The organism is Fibrella forsythiae, assembly GCF_017353175.1.
Lineage (GTDB): Bacteria > Bacteroidota > Bacteroidia > Cytophagales > Spirosomataceae > Fibrella > Fibrella forsythiae.
This window is the reverse complement of sequence record NZ_JAFMYW010000012.1, coordinates 108,048-123,958: the sequence shown is the minus strand read 5'-3', so window position 1 is coordinate 123,958 and position 15,911 is coordinate 108,048. Positions and strand designations below refer to the sequence as shown.

The following is a 15,911-nucleotide window of genomic DNA, read 5'->3' as shown; positions in this document are numbered from 1 at the left end:
TGAGGCCGTCGAGGGGGGAAGGACCTAACCTGATGAAACGGAAAAAGCCGCTTGTGAAGCGGCTTTAGGTACGTGATTTGGCGAATGATCTGAGGGAAGGTTTAGCTTATTGCTTCGCGAGCTTGTCGAAGGGCCTAGCTCGCGAAGCAGTACGCGAAAGCAAACTAGAATTTCCCCGTAGTGGTATCCCAGGTTAATTGAATAGTCTGCCCCCAGTTGATCGAATCGTCGAAGTCGTAGTGCAGGTAGCAATTGATACCCGTTTCGTGTATGGCAGACTTACCTCCTTTCAGTGTATTCCCGCTGAACAGCAACGGGAAACGCTCTTCGTGAAACTCACTTGGAAAGCTGATCGTATGAGGCCGATTGCTCCGAATCGTATTGCCTTCACAGTCTGTTGACACGTGATTAGACGGTACCGCATCCTTGGATTGATACCTGAAACTGACAGTAAACCCTTTGCCCGGCAGGTGATACAGATTTACGTTGAAATATTGTTTATCAGTAGGGCTGACCATATACGTCAGGTCAATGTCGCCCGCGCTTTTGGTCCATACCTCCTTTTCGGTACCGCAGAACTCGGCGTTTCTCATCGTGGAGAAGCCTTCGCCCTGCGCCTCCCAACGTACGTAGGACTTGAAGGCTGCCGTATTTTGCGAATCTTCATCGTAGATGAGTGTCAGGTCGGGCGGGACGGGCGAGGCGTCGCCACGAATACGCAGGTAAATGGTGGCTGCTTCATTCATACTTTGGCCTACGCGGGCGCTGGGCCGACTGATGCGCATCGGCACAGTCCATTCGTTCAACAAGTGCGGTTCAGTCATGGCACCTGATGCTGTTTTTACCCGTACTGGTCCCGACGAACCGGGGCCGATCATCGGAATCCGGCAGATAATAAGGTTGTCTCCCCACACCGAAATGTCCTGTGCGCCAATCACCTGACCGTCGATTGTAACGCTCGATTTGGCTTTGTCCTGGGCACCGAAGTTACTGCCGTAGATGATCAGTTCGCTATCTCGACCACCTCCGGGTCCGTTCTTCTCAGCCACTTGTAGGTATGCTACCTCGAAGCCCATCACCGTGATGTTCGACACCAGCAGGTTCTGCCCGGTAAACGTGGAAAAAAGGCCTTTCAACTCCAGGCTAACCGCGGCTGTCGACGTTTTCTGAACCTGAGCCGGCGCTGAATAGACCGCCTGGTTTGTTGCCGGCGAAACGTTCAGCGAACCCACGCCCCCCAGCGACCATTTCTTGATGTATTTGGGATCGAGCGGCTCCGGCTCAGCTATCGGGTAGCCATTCTCGTATTCGGCCACTGATTGGAGCACCAGCCCGTCTTCTGATAAAGAAGGGGTAATGTACTTAAGGGCTTTGAGGGTTACCTGTTGCTTTTCGCCAACCCGGGCTGAGAGGGGCGAGAGGGTCATCCACTGCACCACAACCCAATCGCTGAAGTGCGTCGTCTGCAGGGTCAGTGTGTGGGTACTGGCGTTAACACTACTGTTGCCCACAAACCGCCAGACGCCCTTGCTATCCTGATAAGCAAGGCCCAGCGCCTGAGGCAGGCTAACGCTGTCTTTTCGGGCAGCATAGTTCAGCTTGATTTCTACGGGTTTGGCGAACGCCTTGCCGTGGGGAGTGAGCCGCCAGCCATCGCCAATGCCACCAGGGCAGGTGCTGGTAATAGGCTCAATGCCCACCTCAGTCAGGGCGGTGAGTGCTCCGGCGGGTACGGTGATCGTTAGCGTACCATCGCCAGACTGAAGACTTCCCCCGGCGGGGCCGATCTGTTTTGTTTCCCGCTCTCCCAGTGGTTCTCCGGTGGGTCGTTGGGTACCGTTGCCACCCGGGGAGCCGGGAATTACAGCATCGGGGTCGTGTTTGCAGGATATAGTACCCAGCGTAAGAATGGTAAGCAGGAGATAGAGGAAGGATTTCATCGTGTTGTTGTTTACTGATCGAACAGGAGTTGCAGACGCACTTGCGTACTGACGACTCAAAATTGGCAGGTACCCACAACGTACCCAGCCGCCAGTTTGATGAAACGGAAAAAGCCGCTTGTGAAGCGGCTTTTGGTATTGGTCATGGAAGAAACATGGCTGCCAGCACTGGCCAACAGTCTGGCATACACGCTGTATCCTGCTTACTTGATGTCGGGCAGGGCGGCTATTCGCTGCTTGGCTTCTGAACTCAGTATACCCTCTCGGGCGATGTCTTCAGCGGCTAGCTGCCCCGCCACGAATGCCTCGGTGAAGGCTTTTACGTCACCATTCTGGATGTTGATACCATAATCGACAAAGTCTACTTTTTTAGTCGCTACCAACTGTACCAGTTCGTCCAGACCGGGGTGGTTACTGATGATGGGCTGGCTTTGATACTGCTCGCCAAGACCGGTCGGGGAGCGGGATGGATTGATGCAAAACGCATTGATGTGACATACCAGCACGCTTTGGGCCGGCACCACTAGTCTGATCCACTTGAGGTTGATTCCGTTCTGCATGCTCAGATTCTCGGCAATCCAGATGGTCTTTGGCGGAAATTCCAGTTTAATGGGCCCGTTTGTCGTGTTCTGAAACGAGACACAGAACTGCACCATTCCCCCGCCACCCAGTCGGGTGTTTTTTTCGACAGATTCCTGCCAGCAGGCATACTCATGCCTGGGTTTATCGACCACCCTGATACCTGCCGGATAAACAAAGGGCGTACCCAGTGGCCGGGCTTTCGAATCACCAAAGCCTGGAGCCGAACTTTGGGGACGTAAACCTATGTCGGTCGAGTCAGACCCGTCTATCAGGTCAATGTCTGTATGTTGCTTGCACGAAGGCAGGGCAATTGTGCTCAACGTGAGCAGGAAATAAAGGAGCCGTTTCATGATGGCCAGTGGTTTATTGATTGGTGAATGACCACGTTGGCTTATTTCCAGGTAATCGTACGCTTGCGGATGCAGTGGTTGTATTTGTCCAGCGTAAACAGCTCGCCCTTCGAGTTGACAGCCAGGCTATAATTGGCATGGCTCGTTCCAGGACTGGTATCGGCGTAATCATGCGCTAGCAGGCGATCCAAGCTATGTACATAGTCGTCGGGTGTGACCATAATCATGTATGACCCGGTATCGACGATCACGAATAGTCGTTTATTGATTGGATCGTACTGCACACGGTAGGGTTGGTAGACGCCACTTTTGCTGCGCGGCTTGTCGGCCGAATAGCCGGTGCTTAGCCCCAGGTACGTTGATACGGTGCCGTCGGGGGTGATTTGCCGGACAGCGTGGTTGCCCCAATCCGGCACGTATAGATTGCCGGCATCATCGAGGGTCAGGTCTTCGACGGTGCAGAACCGGGCATCAGTTCCTTTTCCATCCACCAGTTTACAGGTCGAACTATTTTCCTCCGGTTTGCCCGCCAGCGTCGAGACCATACCCGTGCTGAGGTTCACTTTTCGAATACAGTGGTTCAGTCCGTCGCCGATGTAGAGCATACCCGCTTTGTCCATGACAATGCTCCAGGGATTACTGAACTTGGCTTGGGCAAGGGGACCATCGCGGTACCCGAAGCTATAGCCGCCGCTGGCATCCGGGCCACCGCTCAGGCGGGTCACCTCGCCATTGCTGCTGATGCGGAAGATGCCGTTATAGACCCCAACGGCATCACCACTTTCAATGGCGTAGAGCGTAACACCATCGCGGGGGTCCACGCAGATGTCGGTAACCGAACCCAGTCCTCGGGCAAATGTGGTCACGTTACCGGCCGGGTCTACTCTACGGATGACACTTCCCCCGTAATAGCTTTTGCGCTGGTCGATGACGTAGAGGTTGTCATTTCGATCGAACGTCATCTGGGCGGGGTAGTCAAACTGAGCCGATGTGCCCTTGCCATCCACGAAGCCTTTCTTCGTGTCGGACCCTGCAATGGTTGTGATGGTCACATAGGGTAGTTTACCGGCATTGACATCTGTACCGCCGGGGTTGGGGGTAACGACATTGGGGTCTGGGGTGGTGCAGGCGATCGATGCCATCAGTAGCAGGAGCACCAGCATTGGCTTTTTCATGGTAGTTGTTGTTTAGCTGAGTCAAAGCTAGCCGGGCCCAAGCCGGGGGAGAATCGCGAATAGGCTGAAACGGAAAAAGCCGCTGTCGAAACGAAGTTTCAAGCGGCTTTTCATGGACAACGTACCCGGAAGGGGCTATTGGAGCACTGCCAACTGGCTACTGGTAGGTAACGGTTCCGGTGCGTTCTTGAAATGCGTGTACTTGCCCAGCAACCGCCCGATCTGATATGTGACGGGTATAATAACGGTACGTACAAAGCGGGGGATCTCCACCATATCGAATTCGGCTGCGTACCGCGTTAGCAGAAAAGCAGCGTCGAACACCTCCGGCTGCGCCTTACCCGATTTGTTCTGCGCGGCGTAAATAGCCGACAGAAAAAAGACGACCGAGTTTGCCGGATTGATCCAGCCAGTACAATGAAGCGTCTGTGTCCCGGCGTTCCAGAATCGGTGCGGTACACCACGCTCGAATACAACCGTTTCGCCTTCTTCAGCAAATTGTTCGGATTGTCCCTGAATCTGATAACCGATCCGGCCGCTGATGACCGTCAGTCCTTCGTCCTGTAGCCGGTGTACGTGCATAGGCGGGCCGCTGCCCGGCGCTACAAAGTTCTCTACAATCACCCGGTCGCCGTCGGCCTCTCGGCGGACTTCCCGAAAGATTAGTTTTTCGCCAATGCAATTCTCAATCGTATGCGGATACGTGATGTTCATGGTAGTTGTGCTCCTAATGATGCTGGTAGTAAAAGTTGATTGGATCAAAGGTTCGCATTCACCGAGGGGTAACCAACGGACAAACCGACGAAGCGTTAAAAGCCGGGGGTGAACTGAAGTTTGAAACGGATGTAAGAACTGTATGCGGGTAAAGCATTACGAACAATGTAAGCGGAGTGTATAGATGTATATAAATTATATAGTTTTGAGTGGCTTAGCCAGATTCACTTACACCCATGACGTTGAAAACACCTGCCCGGTATCTGGTTCTGCTGCAGTTCATCATTATTCCGCTGTACATAGGCCTGTTCAACTGGATTCTGATTGGCAATACGTATTGGCAAAACTGGATCACTTTTGGGGTGGCAACGGGCGTGCTGCTCCTTCTGGCCGTCATTAATTTCAATACTAATAAGCTGTTTGTGAAGCGGATGCGCCGGACAGTTATTGAACCTGAGCAGTATATGGCTAAAACGCTCAGGAAGTTTATCGTTACAGCCACCTGTTCGAGTCTGTTTTTTGGTACGGCGTTTTTTATCTACCAGTGGATACATCTGCCCGGTTACGTACCCGATCCATTGCGTCTGGCGCTGGGCGTGCTTTTCACCATTATTGTTGACGCCGTGATTACGGTATCGTACGAAAGCATCGATAATTTCGGCCAATGGCAACAGTCTCGACAAGAAGTTGAGACACTCAGCAAAGCCCAGCTACAGGCCCAACTCGACGCGTTACGCCAACAGGTTAATCCCCACTTTCTTTTTAACAGCCTGAACTCGTTGATCTCCCTAATCGATGAGGACCCTAGGCAGGCCAGCACCTTCGCAGAAGAATTAAGTACAGTATATCGGTATCTGCTTCGTAGTAACGACTCTATCCTAACCTCGTTGGCTAGTGAACTGGAGTTTATTCAGTCGTACTACCACTTGCTCAAAACACGGCACGGCGATGCCCTGACGCTGGAAACCCAAATACAACCTGGTGCGGAGGGTTATCAACTACCCCCGTTGACGTTACAACTGCTTATTGAGAATGCTGTCAAACATAATGTGGCGTTGCCAGACCAGCCACTCACCATCTCACTAACTTCGAACGGAAATCAGTTGATCGTCAGTAACAATCTGCAACGTAAACCGCAACGGGTGCTCTCCAACGGGGTAGGTCTGAGCAATATCCTGACCCGCTATCAAGCACTAGGCGACCTCCAGCCAATGATAGAAGACGACGGGCGAGAATTTCGGGTAACACTACCCTTGCTTTGAGGATTTCGTCTGCTCCGCTGTTCCAGATAACGATAAATTATACTAGGTAGATTTGGTGGAACTGCAACGAGTTGAAGCAATCACGAAGCCATGGGGAATTGAATGTCTAGTACTACTTTCGCCTTCTATTTAGCATAGACTATGTGGCGAAAGTAGTAACCAACGCTCATCATATCAATCAAATACTAGCCTATATATAAAGTTAATTACTTGCCAATTAACCTAAAATGAATAGCTGCAGTTACCGATAAATCATCAGGTATTACAAGCTGTAACTTGAGTGGGTAGAAATTTATAACTTTGATTGCCTACCCGTTCTACTTATAGTATGAAGTTACCGGCTTATTCCCGTTACGACTCGTTGTTGCAGGCCGTTGTGTTGCCATTGCACATCGGTTCGTTAAACTGGATATTTATTGGCAACGAGTACTGGAGTAATGAGACAACCTTTGGTTTTGCTACCTTCATTACACTCGTCATCACGTTTGTTAACTGGCTGGTAAATAACACGATTTCGCTACGGCTACACGGTTGGTATCCTGAACCCGGACAATACTTTGCCCGAATAGGCAGGCAAACAGTTGCCTGCCTGTTTAGCTCCTGCACACATAGTTGTCTTATCTTCAGTCTGTATAAACTCATAAACCTGCCTGGTTTCATCCCAAATGTCTATCGGCTGGGTTTTGGTGTCTTATCTACGGCTGCTTTTGTGCTGCTGGTTGTTGCCATTTACGAGGGTATTCATAATTTTAGTTACTGGCAACAATCTCGTCGAGAAGTTGATACCCTGAGCCGAGCCCAGTTACAAGCCCAACTGGACACCATGCGCCAACAGGTCAATCCCCACTTTCTCTTCAACAGCCTGACCTCGTTGATCTCCCTAATTGATGAAGATCCCCGGCAAGCCAGCACGTTTGCCGAAGAACTGAGCACAGTATATCGCTATCTGCTTCGCAGTAACGAATGTAGCCTGACCTCGCTGGCAAATGAATTGGAGTTCATTCAATCGTACTACCACCTGTTAAAAACCCGCCATGGCGATGCGCTTACCCTGGTGACGCGCGTTCAACCTGGTGCAGAGCTGTACCAATTACCCCCGCTAACCTTGCAATTGTTGATCGAGAATGCCGTCAAACATAATGTTGTCCTGCCCGACCAACCGCTCACTGTTAGCTTAACGGCAATTGGGCAACAACTGATCGTGAGTAATAACCTGCAACGAAAACAGAGCCGTATTCTCTCTACGGGTATTGGCCTAAGCAATATCCTAGCCCGCTACCAGGCACTAGGGGACATTCAGCCAGTTGTTGAAGAGGACGGACAGGAGTTTAAGGTAACGCTGCCACTACTCTAATGATGCCTGAGTTACGCTGCGGCCTCATTTGTTAACCAAATGTAGTGCCGTTGTTTTCTGCGCAATGTCGTTGTGAATCTTCGGTACCGTTTTCAAGTAGTCGTAAATAGCACCGACCTCCCGATCTGACAGGACCATTTTGGGTTCCATTGGTAATTTGAGGATACTCCCATCAGACCGGACTCCCGTTTTCACTGTCTTGATAAACGGCTCTCTGGAATACTTTTTAGCAATACCAGTCTGCTCATCGAACATCAAATTTTGGGCGGTAACCTTGTTACCGTCTTCACCCACCATCTCGATGCCACCGCCGTAATACCTTTAGGTGCGGTGTGGATGAATCTTGTCCTGATCGACCAGGTCGGAAGAATGACATGCACAGCAATCGCCAATGGCATCGGCGGTGTATCGGCCAAACGCTACCTGATCGGTTGTGTCGGGGAAGGTAATGAACTGTTGCGGATAGGGGAGCGGTTTGAGCAACACGTGCGTCAGCAGTTTGGTCACAAGGCTGAACTCCGAGGCCTGTGGCTCCGGCTTCGACGCCTGCACCGGAAACCGATCAGAACGCAGCCAGGCTACCACCGATTGCAGGTCTTCGTCGACCATATTGGGGTATTGTGGCATGATGAGTGCATAGCTACCGTCGCGCCGGATACCCGTGCGTAGAAAATAGATGAGTTCTCCATCTGTCCAGTTGCCAATGCCCTTCTCCCAGTCCTGAGTAGTGTTTTTCGAGTACACCATACCAAAGATGGCGGGTACCTCGGCCATGCGTTTTCCCGTTAGTCGGTTCTCATTATCCGCATGGCAGGACATACACTGAATGTTCTCAATGACTTCGCCACGCGCTACCGGGGTGGGAGTAATTAGGAACCGCAGACGGGTCACAGCTTGGTACGCCTACCGTAGCCACATAGCCACAGAAGCTGACTAGCAGCGATACCAGACTAACGACTACAATGGAGACGAATCTCAGCATTTTTTCATGATAATGATGGCGTTAGATGTGATTGAGAGGAAGATATTTAGCTGCCAGGTACGTTGTAAAGTTGCATGTAGGGGCCGCCGCGCTCAAGATAGGTGCCGTTGAAACGGAAGAAATCCGGCCTGAAGCCGCAGCAGAACCGGCTGGTTATCAGCCAGCATGCTGATGTAGGGGTTCAATGTCCCGTTTATGAGTAGAGCAATGCCTTATGGCCCATTGCTTACAGGAGGTAGGATATAGCGGTCCATCTCGGTTCACCAGGTACGGTCTGTGCGAACGGTCCTATTGCAGTGACCGACCAATAAAAAATCCCCGATACATCGTGTGCACCGGGGATTCTACTTGGCTAAACGAATGACATGTGTCTGTGCCAGATACCGAAAATTCAAGCCGTTAAGCGCGTGTGCCGTACGTAATTTGATTTACCTATTTGGTAGCACTAATACCGAATGGCACATTGGCGTCATCTTCGCCATTAATGGTGAGCTTGTTGGCCTTCAGTATACCAACCTTACTGCCCTGATACATAAAGCTGACCTCACCACCCGTTTCAGTTACCTGGACATCATCAGCAGACAGTACTAAAAACTCCTCACCAGATGACTTTATACGAAAATCGAGTACCATGTTAACGGTTGTTGCCGTTTTACGGGTTACCACAATACTGCCTTTCATGTCAGTTTGGTCAGCGGGCCGCGTTTTGCCGCCGTACGACAGTTCAGAGTAAGTGTACTGACCTGCTATACGGGTAGCAAGGTCGGCCATGGGTGATGGTGTCGTATCGTTATCCTTTTTGCAGGAAGTGAACATCAGGATACCCAGCATAAAAGCGAGCATCATTCTGGAGAATGTAGGTACTGTTTTCATCGTATTGTGTTGTTTAGTGCTGAAATAGACGGTTAACCGTGATCTAAAATTTCCTTTCGTCTCTGTCGCTGATTGACGGAACAAAGGTGGCTGGTAGGCGTAGGATGATGAACAACCGATCAAGTCAACCGGTAAAACGCCTCGTTGAAATGGTGAATAGTCGAGACGAATCGGAATACCTTGCCCTCTTATTGTAGCAGTTTGCAGGTGCATAGCTACGACTGTCGCCGTGACACGCCGCTCCTATGTGAACTTGCAACAGTACGCTGGAGATTTTTCTCAGGCAGCTATAGAGGTGGCGTAAAAACTAGATTCTTGTTGAAAGTGCCTATTCAGACGATGGTTATTCCTACCTCTCAAGTAATTGACCGGTTGGAGTTACCGCGACTTCAAGGTCATGATGTCTTTATACGTGATACCTCTTCAACTACTGCCGTTTGCACTGTCAACTGGTTTGCTGTGGCGTTGAGCACCTTCCACTCTGATACAGCCATCTTATCAGTGGAAGAAGTGATTCGAAACAGTTGGGAAGGTTCGTCGAAGGCAGCGCGTAGAGCAGGATACTGGGTTGCACGGAGTCAGTCCCTTCTTTTTTGCGGGCGGCGAAAAGCGAATAGGCAAGCAAACCAGGAGCGAGTCAACGGGTAATTCGGGCAATTTTCATAGGCATTTCGTTATTTGGGTTGAACAGGAAACGTTCTGCCATGTTGGCGGTGTAAAGCTGACCTTGGGCCAGGGCAGAGCAAACGGCCTGTCTCACCAGCCGTCAAAACAGGCGAGTGAAACAGGCCGTTTGCTGGAAATAGACTGATTGACGCTTACCACTCTGACCGGGGCTATGTCTGCCGTATGAGGGGAAGCGTGACGGTGAAGAATTGGTCATCTTCTTCCACGCGGATATCCCCGCCGCCCAGCAGCCTGTACTGCGTGGCAATGTTGGTAAGTCCTACCTGATTGCTCAGGATACGGGCCTTCTTTCGTTGCAGGTTATTGCGCACCACCAGTTGATTGCCGGCCTCGGTGCGAATGCTAATGTGCAGGGGCTGTTCGGGCAAGATGACGTTGTGCTTCACTGCGTTTTCCAGCAATAATTGCAATGTCAGTGGAGGCAGTAGATAGTTGTAGAAGCGTTCGTCAATGATCTGTTCCAAGTGGATATTGGACCCGTAACGGGTATGAAGCAGGTGGAAATACGATTGTGCGAAGGTCAGCTCGTTATCCAGCGCTGCCAACAGTGTTTCGTTAGCGCGGAGCAGATAGCGGTACACGCTCGCCATCTCTCCCACAAACTGCTCGGCCTGCATGGGGTCTTCTTCAATCAGCGACGACAGTGTATTAAGGCTGTTGAACAAAAAGTGGGGGTTAATCTGACTTCTGAGGCTGTCGAATTGGCTTTGCAGGTTCGCTTTTTTCAGTTCTTCTGTCTCGCGGAGGGCGCGTTCCCAGCGTTCAAACGCCCGAATGCCCTCGTAAAGCGTAATTACCATGAGCACCACCAGCAGGTTGAATAGTAGTACCCAGGGTAGCCGACTCGGTTGCATGGGCAGGCTGGGCGAGTTGATCAGGTGGTAACAACCATAGAGAAACACGCAGCACAACCAGCCCACCAGCGCGCACCAGACCAGCAGCCACAGCAGACGCGTAATGGTCTGATCTATGCCTGGAAACAGCCTGTTCAAATAAAGCCCGGCGGCATTGTTGCCAAACCAGGCCGCCAACGACACCGCCAGCGTCAGCAAAGTGGCGATTATAAACACCCATCCGTTACGCCAGTACTGGTTACCCAGCAGTATCCAGTTTAGCACGCCAACGTAGACCGGGACTATCAGCCCCTGCATTACCTCATCCTGATTCGAGTAGCGTTCAAGCTTCATAGGCTAGATGCATGACCTGGCGTATCGATAGGTACGTCGGGAATCTGCTCTTTTGGCGTTAGTGGCAGTCGCACGGTGAACTGGTCACCGTCGTCTTCAATAACCGGCGCGGGCAACCCCAGCGAAACGTAGCGTTTGGCCAGCATCGTTAACCCACCTTGTTGCCCCAGCACCGCCACTTTCTTCCGCTGAATTGTGTTGCAAACAGCTAATGTACCTGGAGACGGAATGGTAATGTGGAGCGTGAGGGGACATTCGGGCAAGGCTATATTCAGGCGCAGCGCATTTTCCACCAGCGTCTGAATGGTGAGCGGCGGAAGCCAGTAGTCCATGTATGACTCATCCAGACGTATCTCCCAGCGAAGTGCCTCGCCGAACCGCATATCGAGCAAATACCGGTAGGCGTCCAGAAAGGCGACTTCATCTGTCAAGATCACGAGCGGTCGTTGGCTGGCCTGCAACAGGTAGCGATATACGCTGGATAGTTCGTCGAGGAACATACCTGCCTTTTCCCGGTCTTCGCTGATAAGCGCATTGAGCGAGTTGAGGCTGTTGAACAGGAAATGTGGATTAACCTGGTTCTTCAGGCTGTCATACTGGCTTTGTAAGCCCGCTTTTTTCATGTTTTCCGACTCCTGAATGGCCTCGCGGTAACGAGCCATGTAATACTTAAACTCAAGTGCCGATCCGACAAGCAGTAAACTAAACAGGCCAATACCAAAACTTTTCAAATACATGGCAGCCGTTATCGGTACGGCGTTCAAGTTAGCAACCTTGACTAGTTGAATATATGCTGATTGGCAGGCAACGACAATAAGCATGTAGCCGATGAAAGTGGTCATCACCCGTTGGCGCGTCTGTTCAATTCGGTTGTGGCGACGCCGAACAAAAAGCAACCACTGCATGGACACCTCCCACATAACTAAGCCAAACAGGCTGTTTGCAATCCACCAGGCTACCGCCTGTATCCAGTCCAGTGTTAAACTATCCGAATAGCTAATAACGACGAACACCAGTGCAATCAGTGGAATGAACACACTACGTAGCCATTTGTCGTTGGGGCGTTCCAAAGCGAGGACGGATTGAGTGAACGAGGATTACACAAACGTATTTCTTTTTTTGCAGGAATAAATGTGCATGGGCTGCTGATAAACACCTAGCCCACGTACTCCCGAAACGGAAAAACCGCTGGTGAGGCGGCTTTTGGCGGTTGAATGGATAAATCTTTTTATCTATTCATTTACACCACGTTCGCTTATGTGTTGGCGTTATTGACGTACCGCAGTCTACGAATACGCCATCCACCGCCGTTGCTACTGCGACTTTCGGTGATGCTGATAGTCGATTGAGAACCAATAGCCCGAACGGAATGAGTCATAAGCCCCAAAACAACTGCACAATGGTGATACTTTAGCCGCATATGTTCAAGAAAACCGCATTACCTATTGTTTGTGGCTGGTAGGGAACGAATGCAGCACGTGGCCTTTCGCCACCTTGAATCCGAACATTTCCAGTATGAATCTACACCAGAGCCAGCATAGCCTTTGAACACGCCGCGCGACGTATGAGTACTCTACGGATCGGTATGGTCAGCGTTCGGCAACCTCCAGTACGGAGTTTGTAAATAAACCTTCTCCTTCGGTAAGAGGGTTAGCGGGATCAGTCATCCATTGGCCATCTACCACAAATTTGTAGCTCACTTTACCGGGTTCCACTTCGGCCTCAACGACCCATTCGTTACCCCGGCGCACCATCCGATTCGCCCTGGTCGACCAGCCGTTAAATGACCCTACCAGTTGCACTACCTTTGCCTGAGCATGACCACGCAACGTAAAGGTGCGCCGGACAAAATGGGGGGCGTTGCGGTTCAGCTCAGCCAGAATACCCGTCAGATAGTGGCGATCATCGGCGGTCAGATCCGGTTTGTCCAAGACCCGCTGGATGGCCAGTCGCTGTGCTACGTATAGTGCTCTGCTGGCGCTCACCAGTGTATCTGGGGCCACGCCCACACCCTCCCAATTGGCTTTGGTGATGGGGTTGATGGCCCGGCCCGCAGGTACAAAGGCGGCAAAGTGCTCATTAACCTGCAGCGTGCCCCCACCGTTGGCGCCCCCACCGGTGGTATCGCCCACCAGTGTAGCCCGTTTCAGGTTTTTTAGGTCGTAAGCCAGCTCTTCGCCCCCCGAAAAAGTGGCTGAACTGGTCAGCACGAAGATCGGTTTGTTACCATAATGTTGTCCCTGTACCTGTGCGTACGTCCACGATTGGCTTGTCCTGTTGCCATCGCGCCAGTAGAGATCGTTCAGGTGCGTGGGTTGGGCAAAAAAATAGCTGCACAGTAGCGGTATAGCATGTTCCGATAGGGCTCCGTTACACTGTCGCAGGTCGATGATAAGGGCATCGGTCTGGGCCAGGTAGTTCATCGCTGCTACGTAAGAAGGCCCGGCGAGTTCGGGTGGGGCCAATACCTTGAAGCTGATGTAGCCCAGATTACCTTTCAATACAGACAGGTTTAGGATACCGAAGTTTTCGCGCAACATCCACTTGTTCAGGAAGGCGCGCTGCACGGCCTGCTGAGCGGGGCTGGGGTTTTTGTTCCATAACTCCGCCGTAGGTACCCCGCTGGCGAAATAATTGACGCGCAGGTGTTTATCATTACTGACAGCCTGCAAGTCGATGGTCAACCTACGGGCAAGCCGTTGGCTGTCCGTGATGGTGTCGTAGCAGGTGCTAAGCCGACTTCGCACGTATTGGCGCATGGTATCAACTTTGTCGGGAAACACGTACTCCTTGTCGAGCAGTGTTAACGTAGCGTCAATGGTTTGCTGGCGGTCAGCCGGGGTGAGCTGCTGCGCTGATAGCGACCCTGTCAGGATCAGCAGACTCAGAAGGAGAGGTAGCTTACTCATTGTCTGGTTCTGATTGGTGCACCGCTTAATACCGGCTACGTGTCCATCTGTGCTCAGCGTCGACCCGTCGGTGATAAGCACAGATGGACAAATAGCCAGCTAAAAGAGGGTTGCTTCGAAAAGCGATGTACAGGTTGGTCGTTCACGTACCTGACACTCAAGGTAAGGCCTGTGAAGCTGTTACGGCAAAGGGCTGAGCAGGCCCAGAGACATGACAACAAAGATGGGGCCGTTCATCAGCCCGTGTATGACCAAGCCGGTGGTGGTGTTGCGCGTTCGCTGAAACACATAAGGCACAACCACAAACGCAGGTAGGCCTGCCAAACAGCAGGAACCTACCGGGCCACGAGAGTTTAGGCGGCCTTGGGGAGGTGATCATGATAATGAGAACTATCAGTTTGTTTGCCTGTCGGCAGGGAGGCGCTATTTCGTGCGTGTGACTCGGAAAAAACCATCTATCACTGCGGTGGTCGAGAAATCATCTTTCTGACCTGGTCGATTTCTACCTGCTTTTTCCAATAGAAACGTACCTATAATTGGCTCACCAACTTTCCCGAACTGACTGAATACGAGTGAGCCGGGGCTGTCGAAAGTTTGCTCAACTATGTTATAATAGTTCACATAGACATAGGGTCCACTATTATCAGAGAGCAAAAATTTTGGTCCTGACCCGTTTTTCGACCAATTCTGTTCATAGGTTCCGCTAGTGCCTTCAGTCATACCGCCATCCGGAATAGGTATGTTCATGTTGGAGATGGTAATGCCGGTCGTTATCGATGCGCCAACCATCAAAAAAACTCGCCCGTTATCGGTCATTTGAATTTGGCCACCCTGCGACACGGATGTTTTGACCCAGGGGCCACCGTTGATGCGGTAGGTAATGCCTTCGTCGGCTACGTATATGTTAGACACCAGCCAGATCTCGTTGACCGTGTTGCCGTCGATCACGGTCGGGCCTTTCAGCTTCACGCTGACAGAAACGGGGTTACGGGCAGGTGGCGTCGCTGGAGCCGTATAGGTCGCGGTAGTGATCGCGGGTTTCAACTGTCCTGCGCCCGAATACTTCCAACTTGTTTCATCAACTAACGTAACCGTTTCTGGCTCCGGTATATCCACGTCAGTCCCTGATGCCCCTCCTGGATATGGAATATCAAGCTCATTAGGATAACCTCGAGCGTGTAATATGAGGCTGGCCCCCGGCTTCAGCGCAGTTGTTGCCGGTACCAGTACGACGCGCTGCATCACTGCCCAGTCGCTGAAGTGCGTGGTTTCAATGTTCACGGTGTGGGCGGTTGTATCAACCCACCGCTTGGTACTGGGAATTCGCCAGATGCCTTTGTCGCTTTGGTAGGCCATTACTAAGGCTTGGGGAAACGTACCGCTCAGATTTTTTGGGTTGTAACGAACGCTGATCGTAACTGGCTTTTTGAAGGTGATGCCATGTGGTGCCAGCCGGAAGCCCAAACCTAATCCTTGCGGGACAGTATTCGTAATTGCCTCCGCGCTAAACGTTTGGGTGCTTTCAACAGCCCCCGCTGGTACGTTGATGGTCAGGCCTAAATTGGTTGACGTGAGTTTACCACCCGCCGGGCCGATGGTGGTTCCAACAAAGGAATCGTCGCCCAGCGGAGTGCCGACCGGACAAACTTTGCCGGGGCGGGGTTCGCCGGGCGTGGGTACGTCGATCGGGTCTTCTGGAGTGGGCGTAAGAATATCGACATCTTTTTTACAGCCTACCGACAGAGCGGTGAGTGTCAGGCTTAACAAGAGGGCATATAATTTAGTCATGGCTCATTTTTGTTTGTCGTTTATGACGCCAAAGTTGGTTGGTGGCAGGTACGTCGGAAATGGCTGGCCGGATGAAACGGAAAAAGCCGCTGTCGAAGCGGCTTTTTC

Annotated in this window: 12 protein-coding genes; 2 read left to right on the top strand and 10 right to left on the bottom strand. The window is 51.6% G+C overall.

Annotated features, from left to right (window positions below; translation table 11 throughout):
• Nucleotides 1-164: 164 nt before the first annotated feature.
• The 4 genes from J2I46_RS28740 to J2I46_RS28725 all read right to left on the bottom strand — a co-directional run bounded on the left by J2I46_RS28740 (nt 165) and on the right by J2I46_RS28725 (nt 4,761).
• The gene (locus J2I46_RS28740) at nt 165-1,940 is read right to left on the bottom strand and encodes an IPT/TIG domain-containing protein (RefSeq protein ID WP_207332555.1); all 1,776 of its coding nucleotides are present in this window, start codon (nt 1,938-1,940) and stop codon (nt 165-167) included.
• 203 nt (nt 1,941-2,143) lie between these two features.
• Nucleotides 2,144-2,872 (bottom strand): hypothetical protein, encoded by a 729-nt coding sequence (locus tag J2I46_RS28735; RefSeq protein WP_207332554.1) that lies wholly within the window; start codon nt 2,870-2,872, stop codon nt 2,144-2,146.
• Between the two features lie 41 nt (nt 2,873-2,913).
• A complete protein-coding gene (locus J2I46_RS28730; protein ID WP_207332553.1) occupies nt 2,914-4,047 on the bottom strand; it encodes an NHL domain-containing protein in 1,134 nt (377 codons plus the stop codon).
• A gap of 135 nt (nt 4,048-4,182) precedes the next feature.
• Entirely contained in the window at nt 4,183-4,761 is a 579-nt protein-coding gene (locus J2I46_RS28725; protein ID WP_207332552.1) for a cupin domain-containing protein, read from the bottom strand.
• 236 nt (nt 4,762-4,997) lie between these two features.
• On the opposite strand from J2I46_RS28725, the gene J2I46_RS28720 reads away from it, so the two are divergent.
• Both J2I46_RS28720 and J2I46_RS28715 read left to right on the top strand, forming a co-directional pair.
• On the top strand, nt 4,998-6,023 hold the full coding sequence (locus J2I46_RS28720) for a sensor histidine kinase (RefSeq protein WP_207332551.1): 1,026 nt from the start codon (nt 4,998-5,000) through the stop codon (nt 6,021-6,023).
• Nucleotides 6,024-6,351: 328 nt separating this feature from the next.
• Nucleotides 6,352-7,377, top strand: coding sequence for a sensor histidine kinase (locus tag J2I46_RS28715; protein ID WP_207332550.1), 1,026 nt, complete (start codon nt 6,352-6,354; stop codon nt 7,375-7,377).
• 321 nt (nt 7,378-7,698) lie between these two features.
• Here the strand turns inward: J2I46_RS28715 and J2I46_RS33020 are convergent, their stop codons facing one another.
• The 6 genes from J2I46_RS33020 to J2I46_RS28685 all read right to left on the bottom strand — a co-directional run bounded on the left by J2I46_RS33020 (nt 7,699) and on the right by J2I46_RS28685 (nt 15,803).
• Complete coding sequence (locus J2I46_RS33020; protein WP_310589097.1) at nt 7,699-8,268, bottom strand: c-type cytochrome; 570 nt, start codon at nt 8,266-8,268, stop codon at nt 7,699-7,701.
• A gap of 523 nt (nt 8,269-8,791) precedes the next feature.
• The gene (locus tag J2I46_RS28705; RefSeq protein WP_207332549.1) at nt 8,792-9,232 is read right to left on the bottom strand and encodes a hypothetical protein; all 441 of its coding nucleotides are present in this window, start codon (nt 9,230-9,232) and stop codon (nt 8,792-8,794) included.
• An 836-nt stretch (nt 9,233-10,068) separates the two neighbouring features.
• Nucleotides 10,069-11,106 carry a sensor histidine kinase gene (locus tag J2I46_RS28700; protein ID WP_207332548.1) on the bottom strand — a complete coding sequence of 346 codons (1,038 nt, stop codon included), beginning with the start codon at nt 11,104-11,106 and terminating at the stop codon, nt 10,069-10,071.
• Nucleotides 11,103-12,176: a sensor histidine kinase gene (locus J2I46_RS28695; protein WP_207332547.1), complete on the bottom strand. Its 1,074-nt coding sequence runs from the start codon at nt 12,174-12,176 to the stop codon at nt 11,103-11,105. Before J2I46_RS28695 ends, J2I46_RS28700 begins: the two co-directional genes overlap by 4 nt.
• Nucleotides 12,177-12,695: 519 nt before the next feature.
• Nucleotides 12,696-14,015 carry a S41 family peptidase gene (locus J2I46_RS28690; protein ID WP_207332546.1) on the bottom strand — a complete coding sequence of 440 codons (1,320 nt, stop codon included), beginning with the start codon at nt 14,013-14,015 and terminating at the stop codon, nt 12,696-12,698.
• 423 nt (nt 14,016-14,438) lie between these two features.
• Entirely contained in the window at nt 14,439-15,803 is a 1,365-nt protein-coding gene (locus J2I46_RS28685) for a hypothetical protein (RefSeq protein ID WP_207332545.1), read from the bottom strand.
• Nucleotides 15,804-15,911 lie beyond the last annotated feature (108 nt).

Bases quoted from the DNA above. Each gene is read 5' to 3' on its own strand.
- J2I46_RS28685 (WP_207332545.1), bottom strand. From the start codon at position 15,803: ATGACTAAATTATATGCCCTCTTGTTAAGCCTGACACTCACCGCTCTG.
- J2I46_RS28715 (WP_207332550.1), top strand. From the start codon at position 6,352: ATGAAGTTACCGGCTTATTCCCGTTACGACTCGTTGTTGCAGGCCGTT.
- J2I46_RS28735 (WP_207332554.1), bottom strand. From the start codon at position 2,872: ATGAAACGGCTCCTTTATTTCCTGCTCACGTTGAGCACAATTGCCCTG.
- J2I46_RS28725 (WP_207332552.1), bottom strand. From the start codon at position 4,761: ATGAACATCACGTATCCGCATACGATTGAGAATTGCATTGGCGAAAAA.
- J2I46_RS28730 (WP_207332553.1), bottom strand. From the start codon at position 4,047: ATGAAAAAGCCAATGCTGGTGCTCCTGCTACTGATGGCATCGATCGCC.
- J2I46_RS28690 (WP_207332546.1), bottom strand. From the start codon at position 14,015: ATGAGTAAGCTACCTCTCCTTCTGAGTCTGCTGATCCTGACAGGGTCG.
- J2I46_RS28705 (WP_207332549.1), bottom strand. From the start codon at position 9,232: ATGAAAACAGTACCTACATTCTCCAGAATGATGCTCGCTTTTATGCTG.
- J2I46_RS28700 (WP_207332548.1), bottom strand. From the start codon at position 11,106: ATGAAGCTTGAACGCTACTCGAATCAGGATGAGGTAATGCAGGGGCTG.
- J2I46_RS28740 (WP_207332555.1), bottom strand. From the start codon at position 1,940: ATGAAATCCTTCCTCTATCTCCTGCTTACCATTCTTACGCTGGGTACT.
- J2I46_RS28720 (WP_207332551.1), top strand. From the start codon at position 4,998: ATGACGTTGAAAACACCTGCCCGGTATCTGGTTCTGCTGCAGTTCATC.